Origin of the sequence: Zhengella mangrovi (assembly GCF_002727065.1) — a bacterium.
GTDB lineage: Bacteria > Pseudomonadota > Alphaproteobacteria > Rhizobiales > Rhizobiaceae > Zhengella > Zhengella mangrovi.
The window spans coordinates 1-17605 of the sequence record NZ_PDVP01000021.1 but is presented as its reverse complement, the minus strand read 5'-3'; the positions used below and the strand labels follow the sequence as shown (position 1 = coordinate 17605).

Below are 17605 nucleotides of genomic sequence, written 5' to 3'. Positions count from 1 at the left end.
CGCCCTAGAGCGGATCGTAGCCGAACAGCGTCAGGTCGCGCAGGAACAGCTCGGTCGCCATGCGCCGCGTCTCGTCGTCGTAATAGGCGCGGAAGTCCTTGCGCTCCGTCGTGTTGACATGCGGCAGCGCCGACGGCGCCTCGATGCCGAGTTCCTCCAGCAGCGCCGGGAATTCCTCGTCCAGCCGCTCGAAATGCAGGATCCGGTCGACGATGATGCGCCCGGACCGGTCCGTCACCCAGGCCGCCTGGCGAATGCCCTTGATCCGGTTCTTTCGTTCCATGCGCCTGAGGAAGGCCGGAAAATCCTCGCCCTGCGCCTTCTCGTAGCGCGTGCTGGCCGGGTTGCTGCGCTGGAATTCGAAGTAGGACACCGCGTAGTCGTAGGGATTGCGCACGACGGCGAACTTGAGGCTGCGCTCGAACACGTCGCGCGGCAGCTTCATCCGCGCCCACAGCGCCGTGTCATGGGTGCGCAGCCACGCCTTCTCCGGGTCTTCCGGTACCGGCAGGTGCGAGAGCAGGCGGCGCAACTGGGTCTTCTCCGGCTTCAGGCAATGGGGCTCCAGCACGCGCCGGATGGAACTGCCCGCCGTCTTCGGAATGTGGATGAACAGGAACGACTTCTCAAGCGAGAGCAGCATCCGCGCTCCTCGCCAGCACCACCGTGTCATCCATGCGGTCGATCTCGACCAGGCCATGCGCCCGTGCCACGGCCAGCAGCGCCGCTTCCGACGTTCCCTGCCCGCGATAGGCATCCGGGTGCATCTCGGCGATCACCAGGCCGACATGGTCGAGCATGGCCGGCTCCTGCAGGAACAGCGCCGTCTCGCCGCCCTCGATGTCGCTGACCAGCGTGAACCCCTCGGTCCGGCCGATGCGCGACCAGAGGCTGTCCAGCGAGACCGCCGGCACGCTCACCCGCCGCCCGGCGCCGCTTCCGTCGTCCAGCGCGTTGGCGTGAACCTCCGCGCCGAGCAGCAGCGTCGCCTCGCCGCCGCCCGGGAAATAGGCCGCATGCACCAGCTCGGTCTCGTCGGTCCCGGCACCGCGGCGCGCGTTCGATCCGCATATGTCGAGGATGTCCGGGTTGGCCTCGACGACGACGTGGCGCATGCCCGGATCCAGCCGCGAGCGGATCAGCGCCGAGACGACGCCCAGCGAGCCGCCGAGTTCGATCACCGGGCGCCCGGCCGGCAGGTGGCGGGCGATCATCGCCGCTTCGGCGCGCTCGTACTTGCCGCGCAGAAGCGCGCTCGCCGCCCCGATGCCCGCCGACGCCGGCACGGTGACCTGGATGCCATGGTAATCGTAGCGGTCGCCATGGCGGGCGACGTGGCGGCGGACCCGCCGGGTCCGGAAGAAGTCGCGAAAGGCGTTTCGTTTCATCGGAATGCACCGCCATCCTTGCGCGCCGACCAGATGCCGGCAACCTGACCAATATGCTTGGCGCGCCGCCGCGCCGAAAGCAGGTTGTGCGGCGCCAGCAGCCCGCCGACCGCCCCGGCGAGGCTGATCAGCCAGGGCTTGCCGACCCCGTGCCGGCCCTGGGCATACACCCGCGAGCGCGCCATGTGATAGCCCTTGAACCGCGACACCGCCGCGTTTCGGCCCGCCGAATGCCCGGCCTGGTGGCGCACGTGCGCCCCGGCGACGAAGCGCAGCCGCCCGCAGTCGCGCGCCAGCCGCAGCGACAGGTCGTCGTCCTCATGGTAGAGGAAAATCGCCGGATCGAAACCGCCGACCGCCTCGAAGGCGGACCGGCGGCAGAACAGCGCCGCGCCCGACAGCACCGGCACGTCGGCATCGCCCTCCGGCACGCCGCGCTCCATCCATCGGTCCGGCGGCAGCAGCACCGAGCGCCGCTTGAACTCCGACGACCCGCTCGGCACCGTGATCCTCGGATTGAAGGCGCAGGCGCCGGGCGCCGCATCGGCGGCCGCTTCCAGTGCGTCCAGGGCGCCGGGCTCGAGCGCAGCGTCGGGATTGAGAAAGAACAGGAACTCCGTTTCCGCCACCGCCGCGCCGGCATTGCAACCGCGTCCGAAGCCCTCGTTCCTGTCCAGCCGGACCACGGTCGCGCCGGCCTCGCGCGCGATCCGCCCGCTGTCATCGGCGCTGGCATTGTCGACCACCACCACCGGCACGCCCGCCGGAATGGAGGACAGCATCGCCGGCAGCACCGCCGCGCTTTTGTAGGCCACGGTGACGATGGTCGTCCGCGCTGCGCCGGCCGGCGTCATGGCGCCGCCTGCCCGGCCCACAGCCGCTCGTAGACCGCCTGGAGACCCGCCGCCTCGCGGGCCAGCGCGAAATGCGCCCGCACATGCGCCAGCGCCGCCGCGCCGTGGGCCGCCGCCATGGCCGGATCGTCGAGGTATGGCCGGATGGCGTCGCGCAGCGCCTCCCCGTCGCCGGCCGGCACGACCGACCCGGTCTCGCCCTCGACGATCATCTCGGCATAGGCGCCGGCATCGCTGGCCACCACCGCCGTCCGGGACGCCATCGCCTCCAGCGGCGTCAGGCCGAAGCCCTCGTTGCGCGACGGCGCGACGTAGAGGCTGACCCGGCGGTACCAGGCGCGGATGTCGTCGACTTCGCCGAGGAAGCGGATCCGCTCGCCAAGGCCCGCCGCGTCGATCCTGGCCTGCAGGCCATCGGCAAAGGCGCGATGCTCCGGGGTCACCCGGCCGGTGATCACCGCCGTCCAGTCCGGGCGGCCCGGAAGCAGCGCGATCATCGCCTCGACGAAGAGGTCGGTCCCCTTCTGCGCGCGCACCCGGCCGAAACAGCCCACCGCGTAGCGACCGGGCAGGCCGGTGGCGGAAAAATCGTCCTCCGGCCCGGCCGGCGGATGGAACCGCTCCAGGTCGATGCCGTGCATGTTCACCGTGTGCGGCACCTCCAGGTAGGAACCGGAGCGCCCGCTCGTGGCGACCACCGCGTCCATGCGCCGGATCAGCCACTTGGTGAAGGGCTTGTGATGGCGTTGCGCCGCCGATGTGAAGAGCAGTTTCAGCGGCATGCGCAGGATGTCGCGCAGCAGCACGCCGGCGATCATCTCCACGTTGCGGCGCGCGTGCCAGATGCGTACGCTTCGCCGCGCCGGACGGCGCCAGAGCGCCGGCACCTGCCACCATGCCATGCGCGGCATGTCGTCCGGCAGGCCGGGGCCGAGCGTGACGATGGCCAGGCCCGTGCGGACCTGCTCCGGCACGAGTTGCACCACCGTCGACGTCACGCCGGAAAGGCGCCGCTTGAAATGCGGCGCGATCACCTCAACGTCGCTGATCTTCATGACACCGGCCGTCCCGCGGGACGTCTCAGACGTATCGGACTTCGAGGATCTCGTAGGAACGGGCACCGCCCGGCGCGTTGACCTCGATGGTATCGCCGGCTTCCTTGCCGATCAGCGCCCGCGCGATCGGCGACGAGATGGAGATGCGCCCTTCCTTCACGTCGGCTTCCTGGTCGCCGACGATCTGGTAGGTCTTTTCGTCCTCGGTGTCCTCGTCGACGAGCTGGACCGTGGCGCCGAACTTGATCGAGCTGCCCGTCAGCTTCGCCACGTCGATCACCTCGGCGCGCGCCACGTAGTCTTCCAGCTCGCCGATCCGGCCCTCGTTCAGGCTCTGCGCTTCCTTGGCAGCATGGTACTCGGCGTTCTCCGACAGGTCGCCATGGGCGCGGGCCTCGGCGATGGCCTCGATGATGCGGGGACGCTCCTCCTGCTGGCGCCAGCGCAACTCCTCCTTCAGCGCCTCGAAGCCACGTTGCGTCATCGGTACCTTGTTCATGGTCTCACCTGTGCTTCACGCGGGCCGGACCCGGCCCGCAGTCGTGTCCTGTTGTGGATGCACCCGCCCCTCTCGAGCGGGCAAAAAAGAAAAACGGTCTCCGGTATCAGCCGGCAAACCGTTCATGCACTGCGCCGGAATATAGCATCGAATTGGGCATTTTCACGCGAAAAATGTCATGCCGCGCCAGCGGTCAACCGTTTCTCTGCGGGCGCCGCCGGTTCATGGCGGATCGCTCCGCCGGCCTGCCTTTTCCGCATGGCTTCGAGGATCACCTGCCGGGCCTCCCCGGCATGCTTCAGGCCGGAAAGAACCAGCCGCCCGCCGTCGTGGAGGTCAAGCACCAGGCTCGCCGTTCCGGTCAGCCGCCCGTTCAGGCTCGTCCGGCGCGAGATGTCGCGGATGCCGCCGTAGCTGAGCGTATCGCGCCGCGGCGACGTCACGCCCTGTTCGACGATCAACGCGTAGGGCAGCACCTGCACGCGCAGCGCCAGGGCTGCCAGCAGCCCGTGCGCGGCCAGCACCGGCGCGACCACGAAAACGCCGACCAGCGCGAGCCGTGCCAGCGGCGTCGCCCCGGCCCCGGCCAGCCACATCGCCGCCCAGCCCGCCAGGAACAGCAGGGCAACGGCCAGCGCAGCCAGGAGATGGGCCGCGAACGAAACGGCGAAGGCGCGTCGCACGCGGTCGCCCTGTTCACGCGGATTGTCGTTGACCCCCTGCATCCCTGATTCTCCGCCTCCAACGCCATCAGGGTACACCCGATGGACGTGCAAAGACAGCCGACATCCCGCAAAGGCTGATCCGCTCCGCCCATTCACCTTGCCGTGAAGCGCCCGCTTGCCGCTTGCCACTCGATCGGCCTTGTCTAATTCTTGTCCGATGAAACAGATCAGCCCCTGGCTCGCGGCAGCCCTGACCGCCGCCCTGTACGCCACCACGGCCCTGGCGCAGACCACCCGCCACGAAACCTCCATCGGCACGGTCACCGCCACCGTGATGACCGACGGCCTTGTCCATCCCTGGGGCATGGCCTTCCTGCCCGATGGCGCGCTGCTCGTTACCGAACGCGACGGCGACCTGCGCCTGTTTGAAGACGGCCGCCTGTCGGAGCCGGTCGATGGCGTGCCGGACGTGGCGGCATCGGGCCAGGGCGGCCTGCTGGACGTCGCGCTCGCCAACGACTTCGCCGATACCGGCACCATCTTCCTGTCATTCTCCGAACCCGGCCGCGGCGGCCAGGGCACGGCCATTGCCCGCGCCCGCCTGGTGCGCGAGGCAGGCGCACCAAGGCTGGAAGATGCGACGGTCATCTTCTCCATGGCGAAAAAGACCTCCACCAGCCACCATTTCGGCTCGCGCATCGTGCCCGCACCCGACGGAACGCTTTTCTTCACCATCGGCGACAGAGGCGACGGCAACCGCGCGCAGGATCTGTCAGACCATGCCGGCGCCGTGCTCCGCATCAACCCGGACGGTTCGGTTCCATCCGGCAATCCCTGGGTCTCGACGCAGGGCGCCCGGCCCGAGCTCTGGTCCAAGGGGCATCGCAACCCGCAAGGGGCGACTTGGGACCCCGTGACCGGCGCGCTCTGGACCGTCGAGCACGGGGCGCGCGGCGGCGACGAGGTGAACCGCCCGGAGCCGGGCAGGAACTACGGCTGGCCCGTCATCTCCTACGGCCGCCACTACTCCGGCCAGAAGATCGGCGTCGGCACCGAGGCTGCCGGCTATGAACAGCCCGAATGGTACTGGGATCCCTCGATCGCTCCGTCGGGCATGACCGTTTACGATGGACCGATGTTCACCGAATGGCAGGGCGATTTCCTGGTCGGCGCGCTGAAAGACCAGCTCGTCGCCCGTCTCGACCGCGACGCCGGCGGCGCCATCGGCCGGGAAGAGCGCCTGTTCCAGGATGCGTTCGGGCGCATCCGCGACATCGAGGTCGCCGAAGACGGTGCGATCTGGCTGATCACCGACGATGATCCGGGCCGGATCATCCGTGTTTCGCGCTAAAGCAATGCCAGCGAAAGTGGGCTCCGGTTTCGCGTCCGGCATTGCGGCAGGCAAAGAGCAATGCCAGCGAAAGTGGGCACCGGTTTCGCGTCCGGCATTGCGGCAGGCAAGGAGCAATGCCAGCGAAAGTGGGCACCGGTTTCGCGTCCGGCATTGCGGGAAAGAAACAGGCAATGCCAGCGAAAGTGGGCTCCGGTTTCGCGTCCGGCATTGCGGGAAAGAAACAGGCAATGCCAGCGAATGTGGGTACCGGTTTCGCGTCCGGCATTGCGGCGACCGATGCGGAGGAGCATGGGAATGAAGACCGTGTGGGACCGGCCCGGACAAGGATGAAAACCGCCATGACCATTCTCTATGTCCTGATTGCGATTGCCGTCGTCGTCGGCCTCATCTTCGCTTTCGACCGCGACGGCTTCTGGGAGCGCATCGCCGGGCCGGCGGATCTCGGCCGCTACGACTTCGACCACGCCCCGCGCAGCCGCACGCCGAACGATGCGCTCGCCTGCACGCCGGGCCTGTGCGGCAGCGAGCCGGATATCGTGCTGGGCGAAAGCGAGGACCCGCCCGCGGCCATCGTCGCGGCTGTCATTCGCCGCGTGACGGAAGGACCGCGGCCGGCGCTGCGCGTCGATGACCGGACGGATCCGGCCTATGCGCGCTTCGTGGTCCGCTCGCCGCTGATGCGCTTTCCGGACACGGTGGAGGTGGAAGCGCTGGAACTGTCCAACGGCAGCACCGGCATCCGCGCCTATGCCCGAGCGCAGCTCGGAAAGTCGGATTTCGGCGCCAACCGGGCCTATCTCAAGGCCATCCTGCCGTCGGGCTGACACGACCGGTCACGGATAGTCGACACGTTTGACTCACCCGCACGCCGGGAAGCTTCTACCATATGTTGCAAGCCGTCATTTTTCCTGTAATGTAACAGGGCGGGTGAATCATAGTGCGTTCGGCCATGCGTGGCGAAGGTGGTAACGGCCTTCCACCCGCAATTTTCAACAAGGCAAGTTCCCCTTGTATAATGTGCTGGGGGTCCAGTTGCATTGGCTTCCGTTAATTCTCGAGTTGTGCGATAGGCGCGTGCAAGGGAAGGCACGGCCATCACCACGCAGACCAAATACGACATTCAATACAGCAACCGGTCACGGAAACTGATGCGATCCATCGACGGATTTTGATTGACCGCGCGGGCACTCTGCGGGACACCCGGCGCCGATGACGACAACCCGGACCGCCCGCCCATGACCCGCATCCAGGCCAACCTGCTGCTGCTGACCTCCGGCGCGATCTGGGGCATGGGCTTCGTCGCCCAGTCGACCGCCATGGCCAGCATCGGGCCATGGCAGTTCATCGGCCTGCGCTTCGCCATCGCCACGCTCGTCATGCTGCCGCTCAGCCTGCGAGAAGCGCGCCGTGCGGAGGCCGCACTGACCGCCGCCGACTGGCGCGGCTTCATCCTCACCGGCCTTTTCTTCTTCGCCGGCATGGGCGCCCAGCAACTGGGCCTGCTGACCACCTCGGTCACCAATTCCGGCTTCCTGACCGGCCTCTACGTCGTCTTCACGCCCTTCCTCGCCATCGCCCTGTTCCGGCAATGGCCGCACCCGGTCATCTGGCCCGCGGCCACCCTCGCCATGACCGGCATCTGGTACCTCTCCGGCGGGCGGCTCGACGGCCTGACGCCGGGCGACTGGCTGACGGTGCTCTGCGCCCTGCTCTGGGCCATGCAGGTCACGCTGACCGGCCGTTTCGTCGCCAGTTCCGGCCGCCCGGTGTCGCTGGCGGTCACGCAGTTCGCCCTCACCGCCGTCCTCGCCCTGGCCCTGTCGCTGGCCACCGAGGCCTGGAGCCCGGCCTCCATCCTGGTCGCGGCCCCGGAAATCCTCTACGCCGGCATCTTTTCCGGCGGCATCGCGTTTACCATACAGGCCGTGGCCCAGCGCCACACGACGGCGCCGCAGGCCGCCATCTTCCTCTCCTCCGAGGCCGTGTTCGCCGCTCTCTTCGGCGCCCTTTTCCTCGGCGAACGCCTCGGCATGCAGGGTTATCTCGGCTGCGCCCTCATGCTTGCCGCCATGCTTGCCGTCGAAGTGGTCCCGGCCCTCAAGGCGCGCCGCGCGGCCTGACCCCGGCGGGTCGCTGCCCCGAAATGACCGCAGGGGTTAACGCGGCGCGAAAGGCTTCCTTTACCCCGCCCCATTAGCCTTTTCGGGGATAAGCAGACGGCGGAGTAACTTCATGCAAGGCATCGGCACACGGCGGCCCGTCCGCCGCCTGATGATGCGCGGCCTCGCGCTGGCCGCCACGGCCGTCGCGCTGACGGCCTGTTTCGGCGACTATGACGGCCTGCGCCCGACGGCCGGCGTCGATACGCAGACGCGCACCGCCTCGCTCTTCGGCGGCATGTTCACCCGCCGGACCTTCTCCGAACCCACGACCATGCCGGCGGAGGAAGTCGCCTGCCGCAGGCGGCTGAAACGGCTCGACGTGACCTTCGAGGACATCCCCCGCATCGATGACGGCGGCGGCTGCGGCATCGCCTGGCCGGTGAAGGTCTCTGGCCTGCCGCGCGGCGTGAAGCTGAGCCCGGAAGGCACCTTCACCTGCGCCATGGCCGAGGCGCTGGCCAAGTGGACCGACGACGAGCTCGTCCCCGCCGCGCGCCTGCGCTACCTCAGCGGTGTCGACACGATCCGCCAGGGCTCGTCCTATTCCTGCCGCAGCATTCGCGGCGAAGGCAAGCTGTCGGCACATGCCACAGGCGATGCCATCGACATCATGGACATCACCCTCAACAGCGGCCGCAGCATCGACGTGCACAAGCCGGGCTTCTTTTCCTTCCGCGAAAAGAGCCTGCTGTCGACGGTGCGCGAGGACGCCTGCCCCTATTTCTCGACGGTCCTTGGGCCGGGCTACAACCGCGACCACCGCAATCACTTCCACTTCGACATGATGAAGCGGTCCTCTGGCTACCGCGTCTGCAAGTAGCCAGACGTCCGTCCCGGCCGGCTGTTGGCCGCGCTCAGCCTTCCGCCGGCACCGGCTTCGGCCGGCCGCTGTCGTCCAGCGCCACCATGATGAAGTCGGCGTGGGTCACCCGCTCCATGATGTCGGTCAGGTAGCGTTGCGCCCAGGCTTCCACCGCCAGCACCATGGACGTGCGCCCGACATGCGTGATGTCGATGTAGATGGCCAGCGTGTCGCCGACCTTCATCGGGCTGGCAAACGACATTTCCTTCACCGCCGCCGTGACGACGCGCCCGCGTGCGCGCTCCGCCGCCCGGATGCCGCAGGCAAGGTCCATCTGCGCCATGACCCAGCCGCCGAAAATGTCGCCGGCGGCATTCGCGTCGGCCGGCATGGCAAGCGTGCGCAGTGTCAGTTCACCCTTCGGCGCGGTCATCGGTCCCTCTCCCGTGGTCCTGGGCAATTCCGGCGAAAGCGACAACCGGTTTCGCGTCCGGAACTGCATCGAAACAACGACATGGAGCATTGTGGCGATTCAGGGAATTGCGGAAATGCTCTGCCTCCGGTTCTGGGGTAGGCAAGTCCGCGGGGTCCGTCAACCAAGACGATGGCGCCAAAAGGAAAAGCGGCGCGCCGCACGGCACGCCGCTCCCGCTCCGGCTGCGGGCTGGACCGGTTCCCCATGTATCGGTCCGCGCGCCGGAGCCCCCCCCCTCGCAACCGGGTGCCGGCCTACTGGGCCAGCGATTTCAGGTAGGCGACGATCATCTCCTGTTCGGCCGGGTCTTCCACGCCGACATGGCGCATGCGCGTTCCCGGCAGCATGCCGTCATTGTCGGCCATCCACGCCTTCAGCGAGGCCTCGGTCCACACGATACCGGAATTCTTCAGCGCGTCGGAATAGGCAAAACCTTCCACGCTGCCAGCCTTGCGCCCGACGACGCCGGCGAGCGGCGGTCCGTAGGTCTTTCCGCCGGAGGCATTCGGATTGTGGCAGATCTGGCAGCGCTGCCCGAAGAACAGCTTGCCGGCCGCCGTCGCGGCATCTTCGGCCGAAGCCGGCTGGGCGGCCGCAAGGCCGGCTATGGCGGCCAGCACGGCCACGATTGGACGTTTCATGCTCATTTCGGTCCCCTCCCTTTCGGGATCGTGATCAGGCCCCGCATTTACCGGGGCGGCCCTGTCTCAAGGCCAGCGGCATGCTGCGCCCGCGCCCCTTTGCACGGTTTGATCACGGTCAATCCGACCGGTGTACTTTGGTGCAAGGCCTCTCGCGGGCGGATCATCGCGCGCACCACTGTAACTGGCAGAATTGAGCACCGCCGGAGCGCCGGCGTCCAAGTCCAGCGACAGATCATCGGCTCCCGGCCGGTCCCGGGCCCGGCCTCCGGCCAGGTCATCGCATCGGCCCGAATGCCAGCAGATCTGGCCGATGCTGGGCGTTTCCGGCGGGTCGGTCCGACGAGTGCTGACGATGATCTGGCGGCATGGCAGACGGGCCGGTTTCACGGCCTCGATTTTCGTTCCATCAACTGGCTTAAATAACTGAAATATTACAACAAAAAATGTTTCTCACGTGGTGTTTGAAGTGACATTCCGGCCGCGAATTCGCCGCAATCAGATGGCGAATTCCACCCCGTACGCAACGGCGCTCCCGGCCTTGCGGAACGGATTTTCCCGAAGACGGGAGGACAAGGAGAATTCCCATGAAGAAGCTCATTCTGGCCCTCGGCCTGACCGCCCTCACCTTCTCGCCGGCGCTGGCGCAGGACGCCGATTTCGCGGCCACCGACGCCAATGGCGACGGCATGGTGACGATGGAAGAGGCCGCCGCTGCCGGCTACGACTGGAGCCAGGAGGATTTCAACGCGGCCGATACCGATGGCTCCGGCGCCCTGTCGCAGGAAGAGTTCGACGCGGCGACCGCCGGCTGATCCCGCCGGTGACGGAAACGGGCACCGGCGCCCGGTCCCCCCAAGATCCGCGGCCCGGTGACCGCATGCGAGCCCCGGCGGTTTCCGCCGGGGTTTCGTTTTGGCCGGAGGCGTGAATCAGCTCGCGGCCCGCCTGGGCAACACCCAGCCGGCACGCGGGAAATGGCAGGTGTAGCCGTTCGGATAGCGCTCCAGGTAATCCTGGTGCTCCGGCTCGGCTTCCCAGAAGTCGCCGGCCGGTTCCACCTCGGTCACCACCTTGCCGGGCCAGAGTCCGGAGGCCTCGACATCGGCGATCGTGTCGCGCGCCAGGGCCTCCTGCTCGGGCGACAGGAAATAGATCGCCGACCGGTAGGACCGGCCCAGGTCGTTGCCCTGCCGGTTGAGCGTGGTGGGATCATGGATCTGGAAGAAGAACTCCAGCAGGTCGCGGTAGCTGATGCGAGCCGGGTCGAAGACGATCTCGATGCCCTCGGCATGGTCGCCGTGGTTGCGGTAGGTCGCGTTGGGCACGTCGCCGCCGGTGTAGCCGACGCGGGTCGAGATCACGCCCGGCAGCTTGCGGATGAGATCCTGCATGCCCCAGAAACACCCGCCCGCCAGGATGGCCTTGTCCGTCGTTGCACTCATGGCTCTGTCCTCCTGTAGAACACATGCTGGCAATGTGGCCCTCCGCCCCGCCTGCGGCAAGGGGACCGCTTGATTCTGTCGCTGGTTGTGGGCCACATGCGGCAAACGGAAGGCGGGCAATGTTCACGCGCAAGACCTGGAAGACCTATGACCACTACGCGTTCGGTGGCATCGCGGTGATCGGCACCATCGCGGCCATCGGCCTGATCGAGGGTCTGATGATGACGCCGCACTGGAGCGTCTGGGAAGCGGAACTGGGGCGCGTGTCCGGTCCCTTCATGAACGTGCTGGGCGTGCTTTTCGGCCTGACGCTGGCCTTCCTGGCAAACGATACCTGGACAGCCCACGACCGCGCGCGCGGCGCGGTTCTGCGCGAGGCAGACGCCATCCGCCGGATGGACATCCTCGCCGAAACGATGCCATCCGCCAGCCGGCATGCGCTGCAGGATGCCATCCGCGCCTACGTGGCGGCGGCGACGGCGGAGTGGCCGGCACTGGCGCGCTGCGAGATATCGCCGGCGGCGGTCGAGGCGGCGGATGACCTGTTGCGCCGGGCCGCCTTCGCCCCCGCCGATGGTCCGGTCGACCCGCCGGTTCGCCAGGCCCTGATCGGTGCCGTCACCGAGACCCGCGAGAACAGGGATATCCGGATCGGCTTGAGCCGGACGCACGTGAACCCGCTGAAATGGTTCGGCATGGCCTTTCTCGGCTTCCTGACCCTGCTGGCCATCGCCGCCATCCACGCCACCGACCCGACAGCCGCCCTCACCGCGATGACGCTGTTTGGTCTGGCCGCCGCACCGACGGCCGCCATCGTGCTGGTCCATGGAAACCCGTTCCAGCAGCCGTCCGCCGTCTCGCCGTCGCAATTGTCCGCCGCCTTGACCGGCCGCACGGTATCGCATGGCGGCAAAGTCTGAAAGGCCGTACGGCCACCCGGCCGAGACGGGTGAAGTGAAGCATCCGGGGTGATTATCCTTGTAATATTTGTACTTCGTGATTCTCTAATGTAATATTGAACAGTTGCATTTGCGTGATTTTGAAGAATCAAGACTAGAAGCGAAACGACATGGATTGGAGTCGTTTCGATGAAAAGTATTGTTCTGGATTTTCTGAAGGCGAGGAGCGGCAACTACGCGATCCTTTTCGCGCTGGCCCTCATGCCGCTTGCGATTGCAATCGGCGTGGGGATCGACGTGACCCGTGCAACATCCCGGAAAGACGCCAACCAGAATGCCCTCGACGCGGCGGTTCTGGCTGTGACCGGCGCCAAGAACAACGGGGAAGCCGCCCGGATGCTGCGTGAAGTCTATGAAGCCAACAAGGGCATGGGCACGCCGGTGCTGAAGGATTTCAGCAAGACCGAGACCTCGATCCATGTTCTCGCCGACGCGAGCTTCGACAACCCGAATGTCTTCGCCCCGATCCTCCGCTATGACACGACCCGGGTGAAGGTCACCTCCGAGGCTGCGCGCAAGACCAGTCTGGCGAGCCTCCAGATTCGCCCCACGGGTGCGACCGGCGCTTGGAGCAAGTGGGTCACGCTCCACGTGATCGATCAGGCCGACACGGATACGGAACTGGGCTACATCGAATACAAGTACAGCGGACGCACCGGGGACTGGACCGGAACCATCACGAGCAACTTGAGTTTCACCAGGCCGGTCACCGTCAAGAACGCCAAGAACATCTACTTCAAGATGTTCAGCCGCGAGTTCGGGACCATGCGCACCGACGACCCCGACACCGCCCACTATCTGTTCATCGACGGACGGCAACTGCCGCGCGGAACGGTCGTCAACCTCGCCGACCGGATCGGCTGCGGCGTTACCCGGCGCTTCGACTGGGAAGACGGCGGCGGCTGGTCGGTTCAGGATTTCCATTTCACGGTCACAGGCGGCTGCGATGTGACCGACGAGATGCCGGCGCACCTGGTGCGGTGAACGGTCCCGGCGGAGGCGCCTGCTCCTGACACAGCGCTGTCAGGAGCCCTTGTCCACGGGGCCGCCCGCCCCTTCCCTTTCGGCCGGACTCTGCCCATATTGCGGCCATGGCCAGAACATCGAAAAAGACAGGCAAGCCCTCCGGCTTCGAGGAAGCCCCGCAGGCGCCCTTCGAGGGTGCGCCGCTCACCGGCGATATCGCGGGTTGGGCAGCGGAAATCGCACGTGAAGCGGAGCAGAGCGGAGCGCCGCGCAAGATTTCCGCCACTGAAACAAACGAAATCGCACGTCGGGCGAAGCGAAGCGAACCGGCGCGCAAGGTTTCCGCCACTGAAATAAGCCAGATTGAGCGCGAGGCCGAGGAAGCCGCCCTGCGCGAGGCGAAGCAGGCGCGCAAGGAAGAGATGCGCGAGATTCGCAGCAAGGCGGGCACACATCGCGTCAAGGCGGCCAACAAGCCTGCCACCGAGAAGACAACGCCCACGGGCCGCAAGACGACGGAAAAGCGCACCGGTGGCGGCACGCTGATCGGCGGCACCAACGATCCGAAGGCCCGCGCCGCGGCCGGCCTCAACCCCGTCGCCGGCGTAGACATCAGCCTTGAGGACGCCGGCAGCCTGTCCGCCTCCGGCGTCACCGCCACGGTGGCCGCGCTCTCCCGCCTGATCGAGACCGGCGACCCGAACCTGCGCGAGAAGGCCTGGGTGCCGCACCGCCCGGCCCGGCCGGAAAAATCCGAAGGCGGCATCCCGCTGCGCATGGTCACCGACTTCGCGCCCTCGGGCGACCAGCCGACGGCCATCGCCGACCTCGTCGAGGGGGCCAACGAGAATGAACGGACCCAGGTCCTGCTCGGCGTCACCGGCTCCGGCAAGACCTTCACCATGGCCAAGGTGATCGAGGAGACGCAGCGCCCGGCGGTCATCCTGGCGCCCAACAAGACGCTGGCCGCCCAGCTCTACGGCGAGTTCAGGAAGTTCTTCCCCGACAACGCGGTGGAGTATTTCGTCTCCTACTACGACTACTACCAGCCGGAAGCCTACGTCCCGCGCTCGGACACCTACATCGAGAAGGAATCCTCGATCAACGAGCAGATCGACCGCATGCGCCACGCCGCCACGCGCGCCCTGCTGGAGCGCGATGACGTCATCATCGTCGCCTCGGTCTCCTGCATCTACGGCATCGGCTCGGTGGAGACCTATACCGCCATGGCCTTCCAGATGTCGGTCGGCGACCGCATCGACCAGCGCGGGCTTCTCGCCGACCTGGTGGCGCAGCAGTACAAGCGCCAGGACATCAACTTCGTGCGCGGCTCGTTCCGGGTGCGCGGCGACACCATCGAGATTTTCCCCGCCCACCTGGAGGACCAGGCCTGGCGCATCTCACTGTTCGGCGACGAGATCGATTCCATCACCGAGTTCGACCCGCTGACCGGCCAGAAGACCGGCGACCTGAAGAGCGTGAAGATCTACGCCAACTCGCACTACGTGACGCCCAAGCCGACGTTGAATCAGGCTGTGAAGGCCATCAAGGAAGAGCTCAGGTGGCGCCTGGAAGAGCTTGAAAAGGCTGGGCGTTTGCTGGAGGCCCAGCGGCTGGAGCAACGCACCCGCTTCGACCTGGAGATGCTGGAGGCGACCGGCTCCTGCCAGGGCATCGAGAACTATTCGCGCTACCTGACCGGCCGCGCGCCCGGCGAGCCGCCGCCCACCCTTTTCGAATACATCCCCGACAACGCCATCCTCTTCATCGACGAGAGCCACGTCACCATCCCGCAGATCGGCGGCATGTACCGGGGCGACTTCCGCCGCAAGGCGACGCTGGCGGAATACGGTTTCCGCCTGCCCTCCTGCATGGACAACCGCCCGCTTCGCTTCGAGGAATGGGACGCCATGCGCCCGGCCACGGTGGCCGTCTCGGCCACGCCCGGCGGCTGGGAGATGGAGGAGGCCGGCGGCGTCTTCGCCGAGCAGGTGATCCGCCCGACCGGCCTGATCGACCCGCCGGTGGAGGTGCGCGAGGCGCGCAGCCAGGTGGACGACGTGCTGGGCGAGATCCGCGCCACCGCGGCCGCCGGCTACCGCACGCTGTGCACCGTGCTGACCAAGCGCATGGCCGAGGACCTGACCGAGTACCTGCACGAGCAGGGCGTGCGCGTGCGCTACATGCACTCCGACATCGACACGCTGGAGCGCATCGAGATCATCCGCGACCTGCGCCTCGGCGCCTTCGACGTGCTGGTCGGCATCAACCTGCTGCGCGAGGGCCTCGACATTCCCGAGTGCGGCTTCGTCGCCATCCTCGACGCCGACAAGGAGGGCTTCCTGCGCTCCGAGACCTCGCTGATCCAGACCATCGGCCGCGCCGCGCGCAACGTCGACGGCAAGGTCATCCTCTACGCCGACCGCATCACCGGCTCCATGCAGCGCGCCATGGACGAGACCAGCCGCCGCCGCGAGAAGCAGCTGGCCTGGAACGCCGAGCACGGCATCACGCCGGAAAGCGTGCGCTCGCAGATCTCCGACATCCTCGACAGCGTCTACGAGGCCGACCACGTGCGCGCCTCCATCGCCGGCCCCGGCGGCCACGCGAAGAGCGAGGGCGCGCTCATGGGCAACAACCTGCAGGCCCATATCGAGGCGCTGGAAAAGCAGATGCGCGACGCCGCCGCCGATCTCGACTTCGAGGCCGCCGCCCGCTTGCGCGACGAGATCAAGCGCCTCAAGGCCACCGAGTTGGAGATGATGGACGACCCGATGGCGCGCGACACCGGGATCGAGAACACCCGCGAGAGCCGCAGGCGTGCCGCGACCGGAAATCGCACGTCGCCGAAGGAAGGCGGCCTGTTCCGCAAGCCGACGCTGGACGAGATGACCGTCGGCCGCACGGAAGAGCCGGTCCACAGCGTCAAGCCGGTGAAGCGCGAGAAGATCGGCGCCGGCTCCTACGAGGATGCGGGCGAGGAGAAGCGCCGCAAGCGCCGCCCCGGCAAGACCGGCCGGCCCGGACGGTGACGCGCCGGTGCGCCGCGTCGTCATGATGTCCGCCGTCACCCGCGTGAACCGGCTCGCCGTCATGCCGCTGGTCAACGACGCGGTGATGGAACTGGGCGGCTGGATCACCGGCCATGAACTCTACGGCAACATCTCTGCCGTGTTCCGCTTCGAATTGCCGGAGAACCGCCTGCCGGCATTCGCCGCCCGCATGAATGGCGCCGGCATCCGGCTGGACTCGGCCGGCCTCGACGCCGCTGCGGGCAACGGGGACGCGACAGACGAGGCGCCCTGTTCCCTCGCCGTCACCTTCATTCACGACGAACCGGACGTGAAGCGGACCGTCCCGGCGGTGCCGGGATGAGACCGGCGCCGCGCGATCCGGCACGGGCAGGCCATGCGGCGCGGATCGAGCGCCGGAGAAGGCGAACCGGCCTGCGTCCTCTGCTGGCAAACAGCATCGCCGCCCTCGCCCTGATCGCCCTGCCCGCCCGTGCCGCCGACTGGAAGGCCACCGAGCGCGTCGCCACCTACTCCGTGTCGGGTGAAACCGGCCTGGCGCTCTACCGCTCCATCGGCGAGAACGGCCCGCGCCTGGGCCCCGGCGCCAGCGCCATTGCCCACACCAGCTTCGAGCTGAAATGGCGCCGCGACTACCGGCCGGACGGCACCGCCTGTCAATTGCGCAGCGCCCTGCCCTTCCTGACCATCACCACCACGCTGCCGAAACCGTCCGCCCCGCCAACGGGCGCCACCGCCCGCCGCTGGAAAACCTTCATCGACGGCATAACGGCGCACGAGGCGATCCATTCGGCCATGATCCACGACCTGGTCCGCGCCATCATCGCCGGGACGGTGGGCACGCGCACGGAAAACGACCCGCGCTGCACGAAAATCCGCCCGCTGATCCTGCAGAAGGTGAAGGCGGCCTATGCCCGCCACCAGGCCCGCTCCCGCGCCTTCGACAAGGACGAGATGGGCCGCGGCGGCAATGTGGAAGGACTGGTGCGGGGGCTGGTGGAGTGAGGGGTGACGAACAGATGGAAGGGCGGGAATGCTGGCTGGGGCCTGACGGGCAGGTGTTTGAATGGCCAAGCGGAAAAGCAGACATTGACCTACATTGCGTGCTGCTGCGCTTTCGGCCCTAAGCTGACGTTCGACCGACACTTAGTTAGCCGCGGTGCAACCCATCGAATCTGCCCTTCGCCGCTGACCTGCTCCCCTGAATGTACTCATTCATAGGCTAGCCCTGTTCACGTTGTGGTCCCTTGCGGACCGGGTTGCGAATTCGTTCGGTGTGAGCCCATTGAGGCTCGTGTGTGGGCGGTG

Annotated in this window: 19 protein-coding genes; 10 read left to right on the top strand and 9 right to left on the bottom strand. The window is 67.3% G+C overall.

The window, feature by feature from the left end:
* Positions 1-4: 4 nt before the first annotated feature.
* From CSC94_RS22010 to CSC94_RS21985, 6 genes are all read right to left on the bottom strand, one after another.
* On the bottom strand, positions 5-643 hold the full coding sequence (locus CSC94_RS22010) for a sulfotransferase family 2 domain-containing protein (RefSeq protein ID WP_099308539.1): 639 nt from the start codon (positions 641-643) through the stop codon (positions 5-7).
* Positions 627-1388 (bottom strand): class I SAM-dependent methyltransferase, encoded by a 762-nt coding sequence (locus CSC94_RS22005; RefSeq protein ID WP_099308538.1) that lies wholly within the window; start codon positions 1386-1388, stop codon positions 627-629. The genes CSC94_RS22010 and CSC94_RS22005 overlap by 17 nt, the downstream gene beginning before the upstream one ends.
* A complete protein-coding gene (locus CSC94_RS22000) occupies positions 1385-2242 on the bottom strand; it encodes a glycosyltransferase family 2 protein (RefSeq protein WP_099308576.1) in 858 nt (285 codons plus the stop codon). Before CSC94_RS22000 ends, CSC94_RS22005 begins: the two co-directional genes overlap by 4 nt.
* Entirely contained in the window at positions 2239-3297 is a 1059-nt protein-coding gene (locus CSC94_RS21995) for a glycosyltransferase family 4 protein (RefSeq protein ID WP_099308537.1), read from the bottom strand. The genes CSC94_RS22000 and CSC94_RS21995 overlap by 4 nt, the downstream gene beginning before the upstream one ends.
* 25 nt (positions 3298-3322) lie before the next feature.
* On the bottom strand, positions 3323-3796 hold the full coding sequence (greA, locus tag CSC94_RS21990; RefSeq protein WP_099308536.1) for a transcription elongation factor GreA: 474 nt from the start codon (positions 3794-3796) through the stop codon (positions 3323-3325).
* Positions 3797-3972: 176 nt separating this feature from the next.
* On the bottom strand, positions 3973-4521 hold the full coding sequence (locus CSC94_RS21985; protein WP_099308535.1) for a PH domain-containing protein: 549 nt from the start codon (positions 4519-4521) through the stop codon (positions 3973-3975).
* Between the two features lie 157 nt (positions 4522-4678).
* On the opposite strand from CSC94_RS21985, the gene CSC94_RS21980 reads away from it, so the two are divergent.
* The 4 genes from CSC94_RS21980 to CSC94_RS21965 all read left to right on the top strand — a co-directional run bounded on the left by CSC94_RS21980 (position 4679) and on the right by CSC94_RS21965 (position 8797).
* Entirely contained in the window at positions 4679-5812 is a 1134-nt protein-coding gene (locus tag CSC94_RS21980) for a PQQ-dependent sugar dehydrogenase (RefSeq protein ID WP_099308534.1), read from the top strand.
* 341 nt (positions 5813-6153) lie between these two features.
* Positions 6154-6639, top strand: a complete 486-nt coding sequence (locus CSC94_RS21975) for a DUF1499 domain-containing protein (RefSeq protein WP_165784553.1) — start codon at positions 6154-6156, stop codon at positions 6637-6639.
* Between the two features lie 411 nt (positions 6640-7050).
* Positions 7051-7935 carry a DMT family transporter gene (locus CSC94_RS21970; protein WP_099308575.1) on the top strand — a complete coding sequence of 295 codons (885 nt, stop codon included), beginning with the start codon at positions 7051-7053 and terminating at the stop codon, positions 7933-7935.
* 112 nt (positions 7936-8047) lie between these two features.
* Entirely contained in the window at positions 8048-8797 is a 750-nt protein-coding gene (locus tag CSC94_RS21965) for an extensin-like domain-containing protein (RefSeq protein ID WP_099308532.1), read from the top strand.
* A 34-nt stretch (positions 8798-8831) separates the two neighbouring features.
* Here CSC94_RS21965 and CSC94_RS21960 read toward each other — a convergent pair whose 3' ends face one another.
* Together CSC94_RS21960 and CSC94_RS21955 are read right to left on the bottom strand one after the other, a co-directional pair.
* The gene (locus tag CSC94_RS21960; RefSeq protein ID WP_099308531.1) at positions 8832-9212 is read right to left on the bottom strand and encodes an acyl-CoA thioesterase; all 381 of its coding nucleotides are present in this window, start codon (positions 9210-9212) and stop codon (positions 8832-8834) included.
* A gap of 296 nt (positions 9213-9508) precedes the next feature.
* On the bottom strand, positions 9509-9895 hold the full coding sequence (locus CSC94_RS21955) for a c-type cytochrome (protein WP_205853387.1): 387 nt from the start codon (positions 9893-9895) through the stop codon (positions 9509-9511).
* A gap of 587 nt (positions 9896-10482) precedes the next feature.
* On the opposite strand from CSC94_RS21955, the gene CSC94_RS21950 reads away from it, so the two are divergent.
* Positions 10483-10710: an EF-hand domain-containing protein gene (locus CSC94_RS21950; RefSeq protein ID WP_099308529.1), complete on the top strand. Its 228-nt coding sequence runs from the start codon at positions 10483-10485 to the stop codon at positions 10708-10710.
* A 117-nt stretch (positions 10711-10827) separates the two neighbouring features.
* Here the strand turns inward: CSC94_RS21950 and msrA are convergent, their stop codons facing one another.
* The gene (gene msrA, locus CSC94_RS21945; RefSeq protein WP_099308528.1) at positions 10828-11340 is read right to left on the bottom strand and encodes a peptide-methionine (S)-S-oxide reductase MsrA; all 513 of its coding nucleotides are present in this window, start codon (positions 11338-11340) and stop codon (positions 10828-10830) included.
* Between the two features lie 119 nt (positions 11341-11459).
* Here msrA and CSC94_RS21940 point away from each other — a divergent pair, with 119 nt between their 5' ends.
* The 5 genes from CSC94_RS21940 (at position 11460) to CSC94_RS21920 (ending at position 17302) form a co-directional block, all read left to right on the top strand.
* Positions 11460-12260: a bestrophin-like domain gene (locus CSC94_RS21940; RefSeq protein WP_099308527.1), complete on the top strand. Its 801-nt coding sequence runs from the start codon at positions 11460-11462 to the stop codon at positions 12258-12260.
* A 168-nt stretch (positions 12261-12428) separates the two neighbouring features.
* A complete protein-coding gene (locus CSC94_RS21935; protein ID WP_099308526.1) occupies positions 12429-13283 on the top strand; it encodes a TadE/TadG family type IV pilus assembly protein in 855 nt (284 codons plus the stop codon).
* A 107-nt stretch (positions 13284-13390) separates the two neighbouring features.
* On the top strand, positions 13391-16297 hold the full coding sequence (uvrB, locus tag CSC94_RS21930; protein WP_099308525.1) for an excinuclease ABC subunit UvrB: 2907 nt from the start codon (positions 13391-13393) through the stop codon (positions 16295-16297).
* A 7-nt stretch (positions 16298-16304) separates the two neighbouring features.
* Entirely contained in the window at positions 16305-16640 is a 336-nt protein-coding gene (locus CSC94_RS21925) for a hypothetical protein (RefSeq protein WP_099308524.1), read from the top strand.
* Positions 16637-17302: a DUF922 domain-containing protein gene (locus CSC94_RS21920; protein WP_099308523.1), complete on the top strand. Its 666-nt coding sequence runs from the start codon at positions 16637-16639 to the stop codon at positions 17300-17302. The genes CSC94_RS21925 and CSC94_RS21920 overlap by 4 nt, the downstream gene beginning before the upstream one ends.
* The last annotated feature ends 303 nt before the right edge of the window (positions 17303-17605 follow it).